Raw genomic sequence first — 15,630 nt, forward strand, 5'->3', positions numbered from 1 at the left:
ACTCAATCAGTTTCAAACCAGCTTAGGTTTCACATATCGTTTTTAGGGGATCAAATAGATAACATGCCACATATCATCATTGAACATTCTGAAGATTTACCGGTATTACCGCAGGTATTGGTTGAAAAAATTCATCAAGCAACGTTTAACAGTGGCTTGTTTGAATTAGCAACGATCAAAACTCGCGCTATAGCCTATACACATTATCAATTGGGCGATGGTAAGGAAGGTTTTATCCATATTAGCGCACACATTATGCAAGGACGTACGATTAAACAAAAGCAACAACTCAGCGAGCAGTTGTTAGACTGTTTAAAAATATACTGCCGAGAATCAGACAGCTTAAGCGTTAACGTTCACGATATGGAACACGAAATTTACCGAAAGTGTTAAATATTTAAAGTAAATTTCAATCTCTAATCAATTTGCAATAACAGCACCATCTTCGAAAGAAGGTGGTCTTAAATTTATTGGTCGCGTCAGATAAAAGTGAATAAGTCTTAACTTGATCTGTCAGATTCGATTAACAGGACTCAATCAAATCTGACAGTCGCATATGTGCCATTTGCAGTCATTCATGATCAACTCGTTTCTGCCCCTTTCCGCGTTTGCGCAATAAAACCGAGAATAATGTAATCTGAGAATTGCCTAACTTTTCCTAATGGTTGTAGTATCTATTGATTCGCAACAACAGTGGAACCAACGCAGTGAGAGCACCATTTCAGGTTCTGATATTTCCATATAAATTTAAAATTTCAGAACCTATCTTCTTGATTGCTTGCCGTACAGACAATGGTGAATGGCAGGCAATTTCTGGTGGTGGAGAAGATCAAGAGTCTTTGTTCGATGCCGCAAAAAGAGAATTGTATGAAGAGACGTCGTTAACAGGTAGTGACTGGGTTCAACTTGATTCTATGTGCATGTTACCTAGAGTGTTTTATTCTGGTCATGAAAAATGGAGCGATCACCCTTATGTGATACCAGAATACTCATTCTCAGTGCAGGTTTCGGGGGAGCCACAGTTATCTTCGGAACACACTGAATTCCGTTGGTGTAACGCAACTGAGGCGAGCGAACTTCTCAAGTATGATTCAAATCGAATAGCTTTATGGGAGTTAAGCGAACGACTTAAAGCCCATCAAATGAAGAATTAAAATCGAATCTGTCCATCTTCGTTTCAGCCCCTTTGTTCGTTAGTGCTTTTGCTCATACATATCCTATCAATACGAGTTTCCCCTACTGAAATTTATCAGGAAGGGGGATACATCACTAATCCTAGCCTGCTTTCTATACAAATCGATATGCAACTTGTATGATTATTGTTCGTATTATAAAGGAGGAAGATTTTAAAATGACACATTTAAGTGATGATGAGCGTACAAAGTACTACCTTGTTGATATTGAAACTAAAAATAAACCCGCAAACGCGGGCTTATTTACACACGGTAATTGGAGCAATACCGAGGGGATATTGATGGTCTAATTACCAAACGATTCGGCTCGTGCTTCACGTTTTACTTGCTATTCCACCAGCGACTTAAGCATCCACACATCACAGCTATTATGCAAGGTGTCAGCTAACGGCGCATCTAAGTGGTCAAAGCCTAAGTTTTCGTATAGACGAACTGCCACTTTCATTGAGGTTAATGTGTCTAAGTAACAGCTTTGATAACCTTGAGTACGAGCATAGTCTAAACACGCGATGGCCATTCTTTTACCTAGTCCATGCCCTCGTCCTTCAGGCAAAATGAACAGTTTTTTCAGCTCACACACATCTGGGCTGCTATTAAATGACGCTAAACCACAACCGCCGACAACTTTCCCATCCAATAGGGCCACCAAATAGAGGCTTTTACTTTCGTTTCCATAATGCTGACTCATGCAGAGCACTTCTGGGTCAGACGGCCCATACCCTTCACCAACGGCCCCAAACTCTGCTCCAACTTGCTCGATGATTTGTCTAACATTTTCATCATACTGAGCGGTTAACGGTTCAACGACACAAGACATACTACCCTTCCAATTCTAATTGATACTCTCCGAGTAACTCGGCTGTTCTATTTTGTTAAAGCCATCATAGCCAACTCAAGAACATTTCCATAATTGATAAAACGACACACAAGTGTGAATTTTTTTCATGCCTGTGCTGATTTACCTTGGTTTGCTGTGCTATAACGGTTCAATAACTAAAAAGATGGCGACCAAAACCAGTGAATAATTACAAATTGCTGCCCGCATTGGACTCATTGCTCACGACCCGAAATTTGACCGACTCAGCGCGAGCGCTCAATGTCACCCAGTCGTCCATGAGTAAAACGTTAGGCCAGATCCGTGAGGCCTTCCAAGATCCGATTTTGATCCGAGAAGGGAATCAATACCTCCTAACCGAACGGGCCAAAAGCCTTAAACAGCAATTGCCGCAACTACTAAGGCAAATTGATTCACTTTATCTTTCGGCAGAATTCGATCCTACACAGTGCCAACGCCAATTTTCGCTGGCGTTAACCCCATTTTTTGCACCGGAAATATTGCCGTTACTGTGTGAAAAGCTAGAAGAACAAACACCCAACGCCAATATCAGTTGCGTGTTATGGCAAGAAGAACAGCTTAAAGAACTCGCTGCGCAAGAGATTGACTTAGTCGCCGTCACGGCGGAAGAGATCCCAGAAAATCTCTATGGAAAAGAAATCGGCCAAGATCACTACGTCATCGTGTGTCGAGACCAACATCCATTTCGTCATCGTTCAATATCGGTTGAAGACTATTTGAATGCCAAACATATTTTGGTCAACGGCATTAGCGAACGCCACCGCCAAGTGGATCTCGCCACATCGTCTCACTCGATAGAGCGACGTGTTTTTGCCAAACTGCCTTCTTTTCCATCAGCCCTAGAAACCCTATGTCGAACCGACAGCATCATTACCGCACCACGCCACTTAGTTGAACAATATGCCAAGCAGCGTGCTCTTTGCATAAAGCCACTGCCATTTGATTTGCCTGCGCATAAATACTATTTACTTTGGCACGCAAAGCATCATCACGATCCCGCTCATCAATGGTTTCGAACCTTCTTAGAACCCGAGTTCAAAGCCCACTTAGCAAAGCGATAAGATAAAGTAACCGCACTAACTTTATGTCCAAAACCTTCATAGGCTGAGTTTTTGCCCATAGCACTTTCTAACTCGAAAGTGCCCCAAAGTTGCTTAGGCCTTTTACTCATTCCCATCCTGTTAATGAGTTTTTCCCCTACTGAAACTTATCCATTCTTCTAGTACTGTTCGTTGTGAGTCCCCATGTTGTATTACGGGGGTAAGTTCCTACTTCGTACGGCTTTGTTGCATAAATCGATGGAACTAAATCAAGAAACTACGATCTGATCGGCTACACCCATCAATCATCGTAGCCTCATGCCTAAACCTCGTTACAACACAACTAACTGGAAGCAGTACAATAACTCCTTGATCAACAGAGGTTCACTGACGTTCTGGATTGACGAGGAGGCCATAACTGAGTGGAAACAACCAAAACAGGAAAGACGTGGCAGACCAAGGATGTTTAGTGATCTCGCTATCACGACGGCTCTCATGGTAAAGCGCATCTTTTCCTTACCATTAAGGGCGCTACAAGGCTTTATCGACTCTGTTTTTAGATTGGCGAACGTCCCATTGGTTTGCCCTCACTATACCTGTATAAGTCGCCGAGCTAAGGATGTTGAGGTTAATTTCAAAACCTCAACACGAGGCGCTATCCAACACCTAGCCATCGATGCAACTGGTCTCAAGGTACACGGTGAGGGTGAATGGAAAGTGAAAAAACATGGAACCGATGACAAGCGTCGAGTCTGGCGTAAACACCATCTTGCGGTTGATACAGATACACACGAAATTATCGCCGCTGAGCTAACACTATCAGGTGTGACAGATGCGGAAGTACTCCCCAATCTACTCAAGCAAACACGCCGAACTATCAAGGAAATCTCGGGAGATGGTGCATACGATACAAGAGTGTGTCACAGGGCGATTAGGGTTAAGAAAGCGATACCTCTAATCAGGGTGCAGCTTTCTGGGAAAAAGGGCATCCACGCAATATGGCAGTTGGCTGCCAAAAGCTCTATGGCTCGAACAAAAAATGGAAACAGAAGTATGGATACCATAAGCGTTCATTGTCGGAGACCGCTATGTATCGTGTAAAACAACTACTAGGAGCTTCACTCAAGCTTCGAAATTACAACGCACAAGTTGGTGAGACCTACGCCATGATCAAAGCACTCAACAAGCTAACTGGGATAGGTATGCCCGAAACTCAGTATATTGTTTAAAATACGCACGATTTAGCTAGCATTCGCTCTTACGCTGAATTAGGCAACAAATCCGAGATAAACCTAACTCTCTACCTGCTGCTAACCCTTTATTCTTAACGATACAGGCAAACATCGTCATATTAGAAAACTTGTCCACGGCCTCTCCTTTAGCTTTATTATTCCGGCTGAAGTGAAAAGTGAATTCGAATATTACCTAATTGTCACATTCACTCAATTTAATATACTAGCTTCATAAAAACGACATTAGAGAAACAAGTTATGACAGCGGAGAAAACGTCTTACGTCGTATTAGGTGGCACATCAGGCATTGGGGCAACAACTAGAGAGTGAAGGCTCCATCGTATACGTTTCCAGTCGCAAAACAGGATTAGACATCAGTGAAGAACAATCGGTGTACCACTACTTCGAAACCATCGGTACCTTCGACCACCTAATCATAACAGCAGGCTCTTATGCGCCAGCAGGCAAAGTTGTAGATGTTGACGTCTCCCAAGCGAAACAGGCCTATGTTCCAGCCTAATTATATCTGGAAATCAGTACATTTGTATTTCGTAATAACTTTGTGGCACAACCAAACCTTTTTGCTAGTCGTATGCGAAGAGCCTCATAAAAACAACTTAAGGAGTTATAGTATGAAGTTTTCTATTAAAAAAGTTACCATAGCTATACTGTTGTCTTCAGCATGTATTAATGCTTTTGCATCAAATAGTTGGACTCAAGATGAAATAATCGTAAAGCCTAAAGGAGCAGACATCTTTGGAAATGTAATGCCAAATGAGATGTCATACAAATTCTCCTACAATAGTGACGAACTATCTGCTGTCAATATGCTATTCAAAAGCACTGATAGTGGAAACGATGGAGATACTATCTACAATTCAATTGTTGGTTCTCATTATTTTAAGTATGAAAATGTTAATGGGAGAAAACGTTTAAAGGCCATAATGCTATTTAGCCAAGGGCGTGAACGTGTAACCGGTACCAAAGATCAGATTGCAGAAACATACTCACTTAGTGCCAAAGCAGAGTCACCCACATTCCCAATGTCAGGAAAATGGGTTCTTGTCGTCGCTGAAAGAGATGAACATGGTCGCGCCACAGTAGTTAATAAGTTCAGGATTGGCACTAAACTTATATCTATGATACATAAAAATCAACAGCGTATTGATGCAATGCATGCTACCGCTAGCATTCTCGGTAGTCTCTATAACACCATCGCTGCTGCCTTATCACCTCTTGATGGTATTGATTTTGATGACCCCTCTATTGGTTCTCCAATCGGTACATTTGTTATCACTTATACCGATCAAGAAAACACAAACTTCCAAGAGGTAAAAACATATGCCATAAGTTCTGGACAATGCTCTGCATGTCCTGCACCACCAGTTAAAAAACCACTCCAGAACTACTCATATACACCAAAAATTAGTTATGTTTGGGATTATCATAGCAATGGTGATATTACTACAACCTTCAACTATATTTCGATAGACGCATATCAAAAACTGACAATCCCATTTTATCAACAGGAATTAAACGTGGAAGATAACAATCCAGATTCAGGACGCATTGGAAGAATTATGGAATATGCGAACAACGTCTATAACCTATCCCACAATGCACAACCAACGCCTATGTATGAATATATATTGAAGGATGAGTCACGCGAATCTGTCACTGTGGACGAATATCTATTTGGTCTCTCTATGATGGGAATCGGAGTACCACAAGAAGAAACTAGTGATATTAACTTCAACAGTATTATAAGTTCAAGTCCAGACTCAGGTTCTAGCCATAGCGATAATCTAATCACTAATTGGTTAGTAGAATACTATGATAAACGCTTTAATGGCTTGGGTTCATTAGTATCAAAAATGGGTTCATTTGGCGGCTAATTTGGTTCTGTCGCAAAGTTGACGACGCAAAGCGATATTTTGATAATGCAACGTTACAATAACGGAGCATTATTAATATGGGACTTAACTTTTCAGGTCGACATTATCCATCGGATATTATCATGATGTATCTGCGTTATTACCTTCATGGTAAGGAATTTCAATATTCCTTAACCTGAGCTCGGGATAAAAAATGAACTAAAAGCCCACCTTGCGATCAGATCCTTCGACTAAAAACGATTTGAACACAAACATGGTGGGCTTTATGGATAAGCTAGTTGATGTTTTTTGTGATGTCGATGATTTTTGTTCAGTTTTCATTCCTGAGTGGGAGAAGCTTCAACTAGCTGATGGGACTAGCAAAGCGTAAACGTGCTTCTCGAATGTCGACAAGCGAAATTATGACCATAGTTATCTGCTTTCATCAGTCAAATCACCGTGATTTCAAGAACTTCTACACTGGTTTTGTTGCAAGATACTGGCGTAACTATTTCCCTAATCTATTGAGTTACACTCGCTTTCTGGAATTGATGCCAACAGTACTTGTTCCACTTTGTAGCTACTTCAGCTCATTAAAAGGAAAGCCAACAGGGATAGCTTTTGTCGATTCAACATCAATAAAAGTTTGTCATAACATTAGGATACCAAGACATCGTGTTTTGATGGTGTTGCGAAACGCGGTAAAGGGACAATAGGTTGGTTTTTCGGTTTTAAGCTACACATTATTATCATCCTGGTGTGAAAGAACAAATTGTAGATATGGCCATGAATAACGCAGGTCTACGTGATACTGCCAGAGTGCTGAAAGTGGGATTTAATACCGTATTGAGAACACTAAAAAACTCCAACCAAGACAAGTAACTACAGTCCCGTTTGATAATGCTAGAATTGAGCTTATCTGTGAGGTCGATGAGCAATGATCATTTGTTCAAAACAAAAAGAACCAACGTTGGCTTTGGTATGCTTGGGAACCAAGGTTTAATCGGATCATCGCCCATACTTTTGGTCGTCGCAGTGAAGAAACATTTCAAGCTCTATTGATGCTCCTAAAACCATTTACAATCAACTTCTTCTGTACTGATGACTTCAAGGTTTACGCCTCAAACCTTCCAGCAGAAAAGCACATTACCGGGAAGTTTTTTACTCAACGTATAGAACGGCAAAATCTAACATTGAGAACGCGATTAAAACGGCTAAATCGCAAAACCATTGGTTTCTCTAAATCTGAAGAAATACATGACAAGGTAATTGGCACATTTATTGAGCGTGAGTTTTACAAATGTTAGTTCAACAAGTTGGCGTCATGACCAGAAAAAGAGTATGCGCCCCATGATCCCACGGGGCGATATTGTTAGTGTTTGAAGTTCCAAGACAGGAGTGCATCGATATCAGGTTCAGCTTTCGCTAACTCCTGCATGCACTTGACCATGTAGTCGTAAAGGATAAGGCCGTTGGCTTTCGCTGTCTCGACGATACTGTAAAGCATCGCGCTCGCTTCCGCTCCATTGGGATTGGTCGAGAAGAGCCAGTTCTTTCTCCCAATAACCAGCGGTTTTATTGCGCGTTCAGCTCGGTTGTTGTCTATCGATAAGTGACCGTCATCGATATAGCGGATCAGCTTCGGCCATTGGCCGAGCGTGTATTTTATCGCCTTACCCAGCGGGCTAGACTCAAGCACTTGTTGAGTTGTCATCCATTCGTAAAGCTCATCCAGTATCGGTTTGGCATGCTGCTGGCGTTCTGCTTTTCGTTTTTCCGCAGGCTCACCTTTTAAGCGGGATTCTATCCCATAGAGCTTCTGGATTTTGGCTAGCGCTTTATCCGCTTTGCCTGACTTACCTTTGCTTTGAAGCTTTTTCGCGTCCATGAACTTGCGCCGAGCATGCGCGAAGCAACCGACATTGGTGACGAGATGAAGCCCATCATAAACAACATAGCCATCGGTTTGCAGATACCCATCATAGTCGCCCAAGAAGGCTACAGGGCACGACCTCGCGCGACTGTTTTGATAGTCATACAAGACGATATGTCTCACATTAGGGAGTGCGGCACCTGGCGAGTCCGCGCTTGAGCAGTAAAGCCATGGAGGTTTGATCTTATTATTCGGGCTAGACGATTAGAATGCGGGGTTTATGATGCGCTTACGCTACAAATGAATGTCGAATAGACAGTATTACGAATAATCACAATACCTGAGATTATCCGTAATATTCTAAATTAGAAATGTCACTGACAAGCTTTTGTCCAAAAACGAGTTTACTCGACCGTCTGCTTCTCGCTCATAGCTGCCTGTCAGGTTAAATCTAAACCTATTCGTCAAAACTGCAAAATCAGATATGAGCTACTACAGATAAAGAGAATGCAACTCTCACTTATAAGTAGAGAGTAATGATAGAGTGACTACCAGTTTTGCATTTCTATTAGCCGAGATTCTGTACGCGCATATTCAAATGCCAGCTTTTGACCTTGATATAAATCAGCAATGCCAACCTCGCTACTCAGTATCAATAACTTACCACGGTCGTAAAATTCATCCACTAAAGCAATAAAGCGTCGCGCTTCATCGTCTAGTGTATGTTCTTTTAAATCTTGTTTTTCACGCTGATAGCTATCTTCAATACCATGCACTATTTGCTTACCTGTCGCCGCAGCGCCCATTACTGGTACATTACAAATATATACACGCTGATAGTACTTTGCTAAATGAATATAATCAGCGGTACTACGCGGGCCTGAGCACAACGCCATAAAATCAAACATAATGGCATTATTGCTGAGCCTTAAACACGCTAGTTTACGCCCGTAAATAGTAATATCAGTTGCTGTTTGTAAGTTATCTGCAAAAGCCAAAAAATCAGCATCCAGTTCAGAGTTAGCCGAGCTGTTAAAATAATGAGTCGCGTGCTTTCCAAAACGAAATCGGTGGTCAACAGGACCTGTGACATTAATAATATGACAATGCGCTTTAATTAACGCTATGGTGGGTAAAAAGCGCGCACGCTGCAAGCCGTTATAATAAAGCTGCTCAGGTTGACAATTTGACGTAGCAACCAAAACGATGCCTTTGGCAAACAAGGCTTTAAATAACCCAGCCATGATCATAGCATCGCCAATATCAGAGACAAAAAACTCATCAAAACAAATTAGTCTCAGCGTTTCTGACCACTCATTGGCTATTTTATCCAGCGGGTTTTTAACCCCTTGCAACTGTCCTAGGCGAGTATGTACTTGAGCAATAAAATGATGGAAGTGTAACCGTGTTTTTTGTTTAATAGCTACAGTCTCAAAAAACACATCCATTAGCATCGATTTACCCCGTCCAACAGGTCCATACAAATAAATGCCCTGCAAAGATATCGATTTTTGCCACCAATGATGCGGTTTATCAATGGCAATTGCGAGATTGTCTAGTGCATTCACCGCCGCTAATTGGGCATCATCAAATTGCAATTTACCGGTGGCTATTTGCTGTTGATAATATGCTAATATTTGTCCGCTGTGTACTGTCATGCGTTATCACGATCCGTTATACTCGCCGCCATTGTAGTCGACTAGAAGTGTGAACCCAATGAAATTCCCTTGCCGCCTAGATAAATTTATTAGCCATCTAGCAGAAACGCCACGCACCAAAGCGAGGGCAGGAATAAAGCGTAAAAATGCCAGCGTAAATGGCGAGGTGATCTGCGCTTATGATCATCCAATCACAGCAACTGATGACGTATTGTGGCAAGGTAAGCCGCTAGTTTTTTTAGGTAAACGTTATTATATGCTGAATAAACCGGTCGGTTATGTATGCGCTAACAGTGACGAGTTACACCCAACGGTATTTGATTTACTCGATGAACCTAACATGAGTGATTTTCATGTTGCAGGTCGGCTTGATCTCGATACGACTGGACTTGTGATCATTACCAATGATGGCGATTGGTCACATAAAATCACCTCCCCAAAACATAACAAATTCAAGACTTACCTAATTGAAACGCAAGAACCTCTAACGGATGATGCGCTGGAAAAACTGCGCCAAGGGGTGCAATTACACAACGAAAAAGAGCTAACCAGACCCGCAATTGCTGAGCAACTTGCCACATACCGTATGCGTTTGTCGATCTGCGAAGGTAAATATCATCAGGTTAAACGTATGCTCGCCGCAGTCGGTAATAAGGTAGTTGAATTACATAGAGAAAAAGTAGCAAATATCGAGCTTGATGAGACCCTTGCCAGCGGAGAATATCGACTCTTAAGCGCAGCAGAAATTTTACTTTAAATTACCTACAGTGGAAACTTGAGTAAAAATCACGTCTAATTCCGTTATTATTGTTAATTAAAGCTAACATCTAGCCGACAAACATGGTAGAAAATCATGGTCATAACAATAATAAGGGGCTCGATGTGCTGTCAGGTTTAGCATTAAGAACTAAAATAATCTTGTTCGCTGGAGCAATGTTTATAGCACTCAATGCTATAGCATTACTGGGCTTACAATCTCTTCGTCACGCTAGTGAAAACGATAATATTGCCCGTATCAATCAACTCATGAAAAGCACGACAAATATTGTCGAGCAATTTGAGTTACTTGCTAAAAATGGGCAACTAACCGAGCAACAAGCGCGTGACTTTGCCACGCAAATGTTGCGTGAAAACAAATACCACGACAGTGAATATGTCTACGTAGTGAATGATAAACTCGACTTTATTGCTACACCTCACGATCCGCAGCTACACAACACCAGTTTTAATGATTTCAAAGATGCCAGCGGTAACAGTATTGGTCGTATGGTTGAACAATTAGTCGGTAATCAAACCAACAAAATTATTACCTATCATTGGGATTCTGTCCGTGATGGTGAAACCGTTGACCTAACCTCTGTGGTGCAAAAAACCCCTTACTTTGGTTGGTATGTTGGTACCGGGATCAGCGAAAAAGAAGTTGATGAGCGTTACTGGAATACCGCTAAGTGGTTACTAGGCTTGTCACTACTTATTGCCCTTGCTTTAACTGCTGCAATTGCTCGCTTTGGTATTTCTTTAAGCAACGCGTTAGGCGGTGAAGTCACTGAGGTAATTGGTATTGTTAAGCAAGTTTCTCGTGGTAACTTAAATTCGCATATTCGTACTGACGCCCAACCTGAAAGCATTATTGCTGCCATGCACTATATGCAACAAGGGCTACGGGGTGTAGTTGGCAGTATTAAAGATGTTACTGATAGTCTAAAAAATCAGAGTTTAGATAACGAATCCCGCTCAACTGAGCTTGATAAACTGACCCGCAGCCTAAACGAAGAAACCCATATGGTCGCATCAGCTATCACTGAGCTAACAGCCTCTGCGCAAACAGTGGTTGAGCATGCCGAGCAAGCCGCCTTTTCAGTACAAGAAGCCGAAAGCCAAGGACAAAATGCCAGTCATTTAACTGCTGAGGCAGCAAATACCATAGCTCTTTTAGAGCAACAAATTGACAGCGCTGGTAATAACATCCAACTCCTTGATGATGAAGTAAATAATATTGCAAATGTGCTTACTGTTATTCAAAGTATTGCCGAGCAAACTAACCTGTTAGCACTCAATGCAGCCATTGAAGCTGCCCGTGCTGGTGAACAAGGAAGAGGCTTTGCGGTCGTTGCGGATGAAGTACGTCAACTAGCGCAGCGCACGCAAACTAGCACAGAAGAAATTCGTACTATGATCGGTAAATTACAATCCGCCACGAAAGATGCAAAAACTTCAGTTAACTTAAGTATTGCCACCAGTGAACAAACCGTAGCGAAATCTAAAGATGCCAGTGAAGAGTTGCAGCGTGTTGCTGCATCTTTGAGTGCCATCGCACAAATGAGCCATCAAATAGCCATTGCAGCTAAAGAGCAGCTCGATGCAGGGGAAGACACAGCAAGACGCATTGTGACCATCTCTGACACCGCCTCACAGACCGCAGACCTATCGCATCAAGCCCATGCTGCAACGGACTTGATAAAAGGACTGACGAGCGATTTAGAAGCTGAAACAGGCAAGTTTAGATCCTAGTAATTGGTTACCTAAAATTAAAAAGCCCGCGTTAATTACGCGGGCTTTTTAATTGAATTGATTAAGTTAAGATTTAATTTGTACTAAATCAAAATCAGCCATACTTGGTACTATCATTTGTAATCGTGATTCGGTGACATCAAGCGAGTTTAAACATTCACAGTATTCTGAGGCTTTTAACTCTAACTGTTGAGCTTTTTTCTGCAGTGACTTATCGATTTCTTTTGAAATAATATCCATGCGCTGTCCCATGTCATTAATACGATCTTCAATATTACCTTCGCGGGACTTAAATGCATCACCTAGAGAAACTAAAATAGCGCCGAGAGAGCCATGAACGGCAGAGTGAATTTTTTGACTGATCTCTTCGGTAAAAAAATCATCAATTTTAGATAGTGATTGTGGGGCAATAAAAAAGAAATCATCACCGCGTTTAAATTTATCCATTAAAGCGCGCTCAACATATTGCAGTTGCGTTTTTAGCACTTCCGACTCTTTGTCCGACATACCTTCAACAACTTGCTCTATCGCACTTAAGCCAAGATTAACACCGTCAGTTGCCAACTCTACCAACTCAGGCACCGTATCGCGAATACCCGCGCTAAACTGTTTTAACACTAGGGTTTCATCTGACGTTAGATCAATCCAATAGCCACGGATAAATAGTTGATTATCATTATTTATTTGTACGCGGGTTTGGCCCTTATCAACAATACGAATGACATCATCAGTGATGATCAAACCATGCCTTAGCTCTACTTCACACACGGCTTTAGCGCTGACATTAAGACTTGATAGTGCTATGGACATCGCCAATATCGAACGAGATAAAAACGCCATAAACACCTCAAAAAGACTAAAAATGGAAGGCGGCTAGGTTAACAAAAAACCAGTTTTATGCAAGAGAAACTAGGCCCTAGCTTCTAGGGCCTTGTAGTTAACATTTAAATTGGTGATCCTGGTGGAATTGGTAATGCAGTAAAATTTGTAGGCCAATTGCCGGTAGCCAGAAACTGTTTAATTTGATCGGCTAAGTATTGCTTAAACGCACTTTCACCAACATCAGCACTGCTAAGTAAAGACTCTTGCTGATACGCCTTACTCAGTTTTACTAAGTAATAACGCAACTGAGCTTGCACCTCTGGAGCAACTTTATCACTGGCGACTAAATCAGCAAACTGCTTTGCTGTTAATAACTGCACCCGCTGAGTGATTTTACCTGCCATGCCTTTTTTGCTCTGAATCAAAAACACCTGCTGATAAACTTTTGCAAGCAGTTCATCTAAGCTAAAAAATGCATTACTGCGCGCTTGTTGCTGTGCTAAACGATTTAATCGTTGGCTATTTAGCAATAACGCTAAACTATGTTGTGCAGCCACTTCGGGTAGCGCCATTGCATCTAAGGTTAAGCCAGTGCGGCCAACAATGCTTTCTCGACTTTTAGATTCGCCATAGGCCTTGGGTGGAATTAGCGCTAACACTGATTCTGGTAATACTAAATTGTCAGCATTTAGGGTCGCTAAGATGGCCTTTAAAGCGAGCTGTTGAGTTGCCTTTGCAACAACTTGTGCACCTTTTACCATACCTTGACCACGTACTTCGTAATCATAATCAACACCTGCAATCAGTTTTACAGCAGACTCGACCTGATAACGATGGAATAAATACAGCGGCACCAGCATCTCTTCTAGCTGAGATAGTGAGGTTCCTTCTTTGATATTGTTAATACCAAATTTAGCGAGTGCTTGTTGTCTTACATCAAGCACTCTTAATAGCTCTTCACTTGGCGAACTGCCGTTATCCCATAAATGTGCTGTTGGATGCGCGCCACCTTGCGCTCGTGCATCACTATCAGAAATAAACTCCAGCCCTTTAGCTTGGTTATCCGCTAAAATTGCGCTTAGTTCTGCATCTTCATCAAGGTTACGAAAATCACTGTAACCGTACTTTATAACTTGCGTATCCCACTGCCCCATACCTTGTGCATAACCTCGGCTCACATCAAGCTCACCTTTATCATTAAAGCCAACTAATGGATGTGGGTAGTCCATAACAGACGCACGATCGGCCACCGAGGCTGCAAAATTATGTGCAATACCAAGTGTGTGACCAATTTCGTGAGCACTGAGCTGGCGAATACGATCAAGTGCCATTGCTTGTAACGTTTTTGCCACTTCATTACCTTCTAAATAAGGCGCTGCAAGTGCTTCAGCAATTAAAATATCTTGGCGCACACGCAGTGAGCCTAATGTAACGTGACCTTTTAAAATCTCACCTGTACGCGGATCGATCACCGAGCTGCCATAAGACCAACCGCGCGTTGCACGATGCACCCACTGGATCACGTTATAACGCACATCCATAGGATCGGCGTTATCTGGTAACACTTTAACAATAAATGCATTTTTATAACCCGCTTGAGAAAACGCATCATCCCACCATTTTGCGCCGTCGAGTAACGCTGTTTTTACCGGCTCTGGTACACCAGGATCTAAATAATAAATAATCGGCTCAACGGGTTCGCTAATAGGTAAGCTTGGGTCTTTTTTCGCTAGACGATGACGCGGGATATAACGTACCAACATTGATTCACTTAATGGCGCGGCATAATCTTTATGTTCAATACTCCAATAACCTGATTGCGGATGAAACGCACGTGGCGTGTAATTATCATCAGGTAACTGTATTAAAGAGTGATGCATATGCACGGTTAATGCGTAAGGGTCAGCACTGACCTGACGAATATACTCACCCGGTTGAGTGCCATTAAATGTCAGCACAGCTTCAAGTTCAGTATTTTTCATAAACGCTTTTGAGCGATCCATATTTACTGCACTGCGACTTTCATCAAGGCTAAAATTGCCTTGTTTACGTGCAGCAAGCGTTCGACCCACACCATGTACATCGCTCAGTAAATAGGGCGTGTAATCAATCAATACAGCTTGCGGGCTTTGTGCAACCACTTTAAAACCCGCTAAAATACTTGATGCAAAGGCTTCTTGAATACTTTTTTGTTCGGCTTTATTGCTGGTATTTGCACGGTAGTAGGTATTAATAGCCCGTAACATCACTTTATCGCCAAAGCGCTCAAACTGTACTAGATGCGTATTGCCTAACTGGCCGCGATCAAGGCCAATATCGTTAGAGCCGACACCATAAGGCAAGCTTTGCTGTAATAAAAATTGCTGCTTGAGTTTATCAACTTTTAAATAAATTTTACCGTTTTGAGTGTCGTAATAAAAAGAGAAGTAGCCCGGAAAATGATTCATTTGTTCAGTAAAATCATTAATAGACTTAATTGCTGCGTGCGCTTGGGTTATCATAGTTAGCAACACAGTAAAGAGTATGTAACGTATCAATGGTATTTTTTGCATAATCTTATCTTTGTTATTC

Annotated in this window: 12 protein-coding genes and 4 pseudogenes; 11 read left to right on the forward strand and 5 right to left on the reverse strand. The window is 41.8% G+C overall.

The genetic code is table 11. The features are described from left to right. Positions 1-63 precede the first annotated feature (63 nt). The 3 genes from H5201_RS11085 to H5201_RS23180 all read left to right on the forward strand — a co-directional run bounded on the left by H5201_RS11085 (position 64) and on the right by H5201_RS23180 (position 1,483). On the forward strand, positions 64-393 hold the full coding sequence (locus tag H5201_RS11085; RefSeq protein WP_149983139.1) for a 5-carboxymethyl-2-hydroxymuconate Delta-isomerase: 330 nt from the start codon (positions 64-66) through the stop codon (positions 391-393). Between the two features lie 314 nt (positions 394-707). Next, positions 708-1,154, forward strand: a complete 447-nt coding sequence (locus H5201_RS11090) for an NUDIX pyrophosphatase (RefSeq protein ID WP_114867254.1) — start codon at positions 708-710, stop codon at positions 1,152-1,154. A gap of 197 nt (positions 1,155-1,351) precedes the next feature. Continuing rightward, positions 1,352-1,483, forward strand: coding sequence for a hypothetical protein (locus H5201_RS23180; RefSeq protein ID WP_259398433.1), 132 nt, complete (start codon positions 1,352-1,354; stop codon positions 1,481-1,483). Between the two features lie 38 nt (positions 1,484-1,521). On the opposite strand, the gene H5201_RS11095 is transcribed toward H5201_RS23180, so the two are convergent. Beyond that, positions 1,522-2,010 (reverse strand): GNAT family N-acetyltransferase, encoded by a 489-nt coding sequence (locus tag H5201_RS11095; protein ID WP_064626658.1) that lies wholly within the window; start codon positions 2,008-2,010, stop codon positions 1,522-1,524. A gap of 200 nt (positions 2,011-2,210) precedes the next feature. Between H5201_RS11095 and H5201_RS11100 the strand changes: the two genes are divergently transcribed. From H5201_RS11100 to H5201_RS11125, 6 genes and pseudogenes are all read left to right on the forward strand, one after another. Continuing rightward, positions 2,211-3,110, forward strand: a complete 900-nt coding sequence (locus H5201_RS11100; RefSeq protein WP_182717227.1) for a LysR family transcriptional regulator — start codon at positions 2,211-2,213, stop codon at positions 3,108-3,110. 297 nt (positions 3,111-3,407) lie between these two features. Further along, positions 3,408-4,318, forward strand: a pseudogene (locus tag H5201_RS11105) (IS5 family transposase). A gap of 310 nt (positions 4,319-4,628) precedes the next feature. Next, the gene (locus tag H5201_RS11110; RefSeq protein ID WP_220497167.1) at positions 4,629-4,841 is read left to right on the forward strand and encodes a hypothetical protein; all 213 of its coding nucleotides are present in this window, start codon (positions 4,629-4,631) and stop codon (positions 4,839-4,841) included. Positions 4,842-4,953: 112 nt separating this feature from the next. Continuing rightward, complete coding sequence (locus H5201_RS11115) at positions 4,954-6,216, forward strand: hypothetical protein (RefSeq protein WP_038898430.1); 1,263 nt, start codon at positions 4,954-4,956, stop codon at positions 6,214-6,216. A gap of 265 nt (positions 6,217-6,481) precedes the next feature. Further along, positions 6,482-6,946, forward strand: a pseudogene (locus tag H5201_RS11120) (transposase); the annotation flags it as partial. Positions 6,947-6,948: 2 nt separating this feature from the next. Beyond that, positions 6,949-7,502 (forward strand): annotated as a pseudogene (locus H5201_RS11125) (IS1 family transposase); the annotation flags it as partial. A 65-nt stretch (positions 7,503-7,567) separates the two neighbouring features. On the opposite strand, the pseudogene tnpC reads toward H5201_RS11125, so the two are convergent. Further along, positions 7,568-8,299 (reverse strand): annotated as a pseudogene (gene tnpC, locus H5201_RS11130) (IS66 family transposase); the annotation flags it as partial. Positions 8,300-8,616: 317 nt separating this feature from the next. Then, positions 8,617-9,726 carry a cell division protein ZapE gene (gene zapE / locus H5201_RS11135; protein WP_182784610.1) on the reverse strand — a complete coding sequence of 370 codons (1,110 nt, stop codon included), beginning with the start codon at positions 9,724-9,726 and terminating at the stop codon, positions 8,617-8,619. A 58-nt stretch (positions 9,727-9,784) separates the two neighbouring features. On the opposite strand from zapE, the gene rsuA reads away from it, so the two are divergent. Both rsuA and H5201_RS11145 read left to right on the forward strand, forming a co-directional pair. Next, entirely contained in the window at positions 9,785-10,483 is a 699-nt protein-coding gene (rsuA, locus tag H5201_RS11140; protein WP_182784612.1) for a 16S rRNA pseudouridine(516) synthase RsuA, read from the forward strand. 83 nt (positions 10,484-10,566) lie between these two features. After that, on the forward strand, positions 10,567-12,237 hold the full coding sequence (locus tag H5201_RS11145) for a methyl-accepting chemotaxis protein (protein ID WP_182718327.1): 1,671 nt from the start codon (positions 10,567-10,569) through the stop codon (positions 12,235-12,237). 66 nt (positions 12,238-12,303) lie between these two features. On the opposite strand, the gene H5201_RS11150 is transcribed toward H5201_RS11145, so the two are convergent. Further along, positions 12,304-13,077 carry a YggN family protein gene (locus tag H5201_RS11150; RefSeq protein WP_149983146.1) on the reverse strand — a complete coding sequence of 258 codons (774 nt, stop codon included), beginning with the start codon at positions 13,075-13,077 and terminating at the stop codon, positions 12,304-12,306. A gap of 104 nt (positions 13,078-13,181) precedes the next feature. Next, positions 13,182-15,611, reverse strand: a complete 2,430-nt coding sequence (locus H5201_RS11155) for a zinc-dependent metalloprotease (RefSeq protein WP_182784614.1) — start codon at positions 15,609-15,611, stop codon at positions 13,182-13,184. Positions 15,612-15,630: the final 19 nt, after the last annotated feature.

Origin of the sequence: Pseudoalteromonas sp. SG43-6, assembly GCF_014164365.1 — a bacterium.
GTDB lineage: Bacteria > Pseudomonadota > Gammaproteobacteria > Enterobacterales > Alteromonadaceae > Pseudoalteromonas > Pseudoalteromonas rhizosphaerae.

Excerpts from the sequence above, each read along its gene's own strand:
- H5201_RS11085 (WP_149983139.1), top strand. The coding sequence starts at position 64 with ATGCCACATATCATCATTGAACATTCTGAAGATTTACCGGTATTACCG.
- H5201_RS23180 (WP_259398433.1), top strand. The coding sequence starts at position 1,352 with ATGACACATTTAAGTGATGATGAGCGTACAAAGTACTACCTTGTTGAT.
- H5201_RS11095 (WP_064626658.1), bottom strand. The coding sequence starts at position 2,010 with ATGTCTTGTGTCGTTGAACCGTTAACCGCTCAGTATGATGAAAATGTT.
- H5201_RS11115 (WP_038898430.1), top strand. The coding sequence starts at position 4,954 with ATGAAGTTTTCTATTAAAAAAGTTACCATAGCTATACTGTTGTCTTCA.
- zapE (WP_182784610.1), bottom strand. The coding sequence starts at position 9,726 with ATGACAGTACACAGCGGACAAATATTAGCATATTATCAACAGCAAATA.
- rsuA (WP_182784612.1), top strand. The coding sequence starts at position 9,785 with ATGAAATTCCCTTGCCGCCTAGATAAATTTATTAGCCATCTAGCAGAA.
- H5201_RS11145 (WP_182718327.1), top strand. The coding sequence starts at position 10,567 with ATGGTAGAAAATCATGGTCATAACAATAATAAGGGGCTCGATGTGCTG.
- H5201_RS11150 (WP_149983146.1), bottom strand. The coding sequence starts at position 13,077 with ATGGCGTTTTTATCTCGTTCGATATTGGCGATGTCCATAGCACTATCA.
- H5201_RS11155 (WP_182784614.1), bottom strand. The coding sequence starts at position 15,611 with ATGCAAAAAATACCATTGATACGTTACATACTCTTTACTGTGTTGCTA.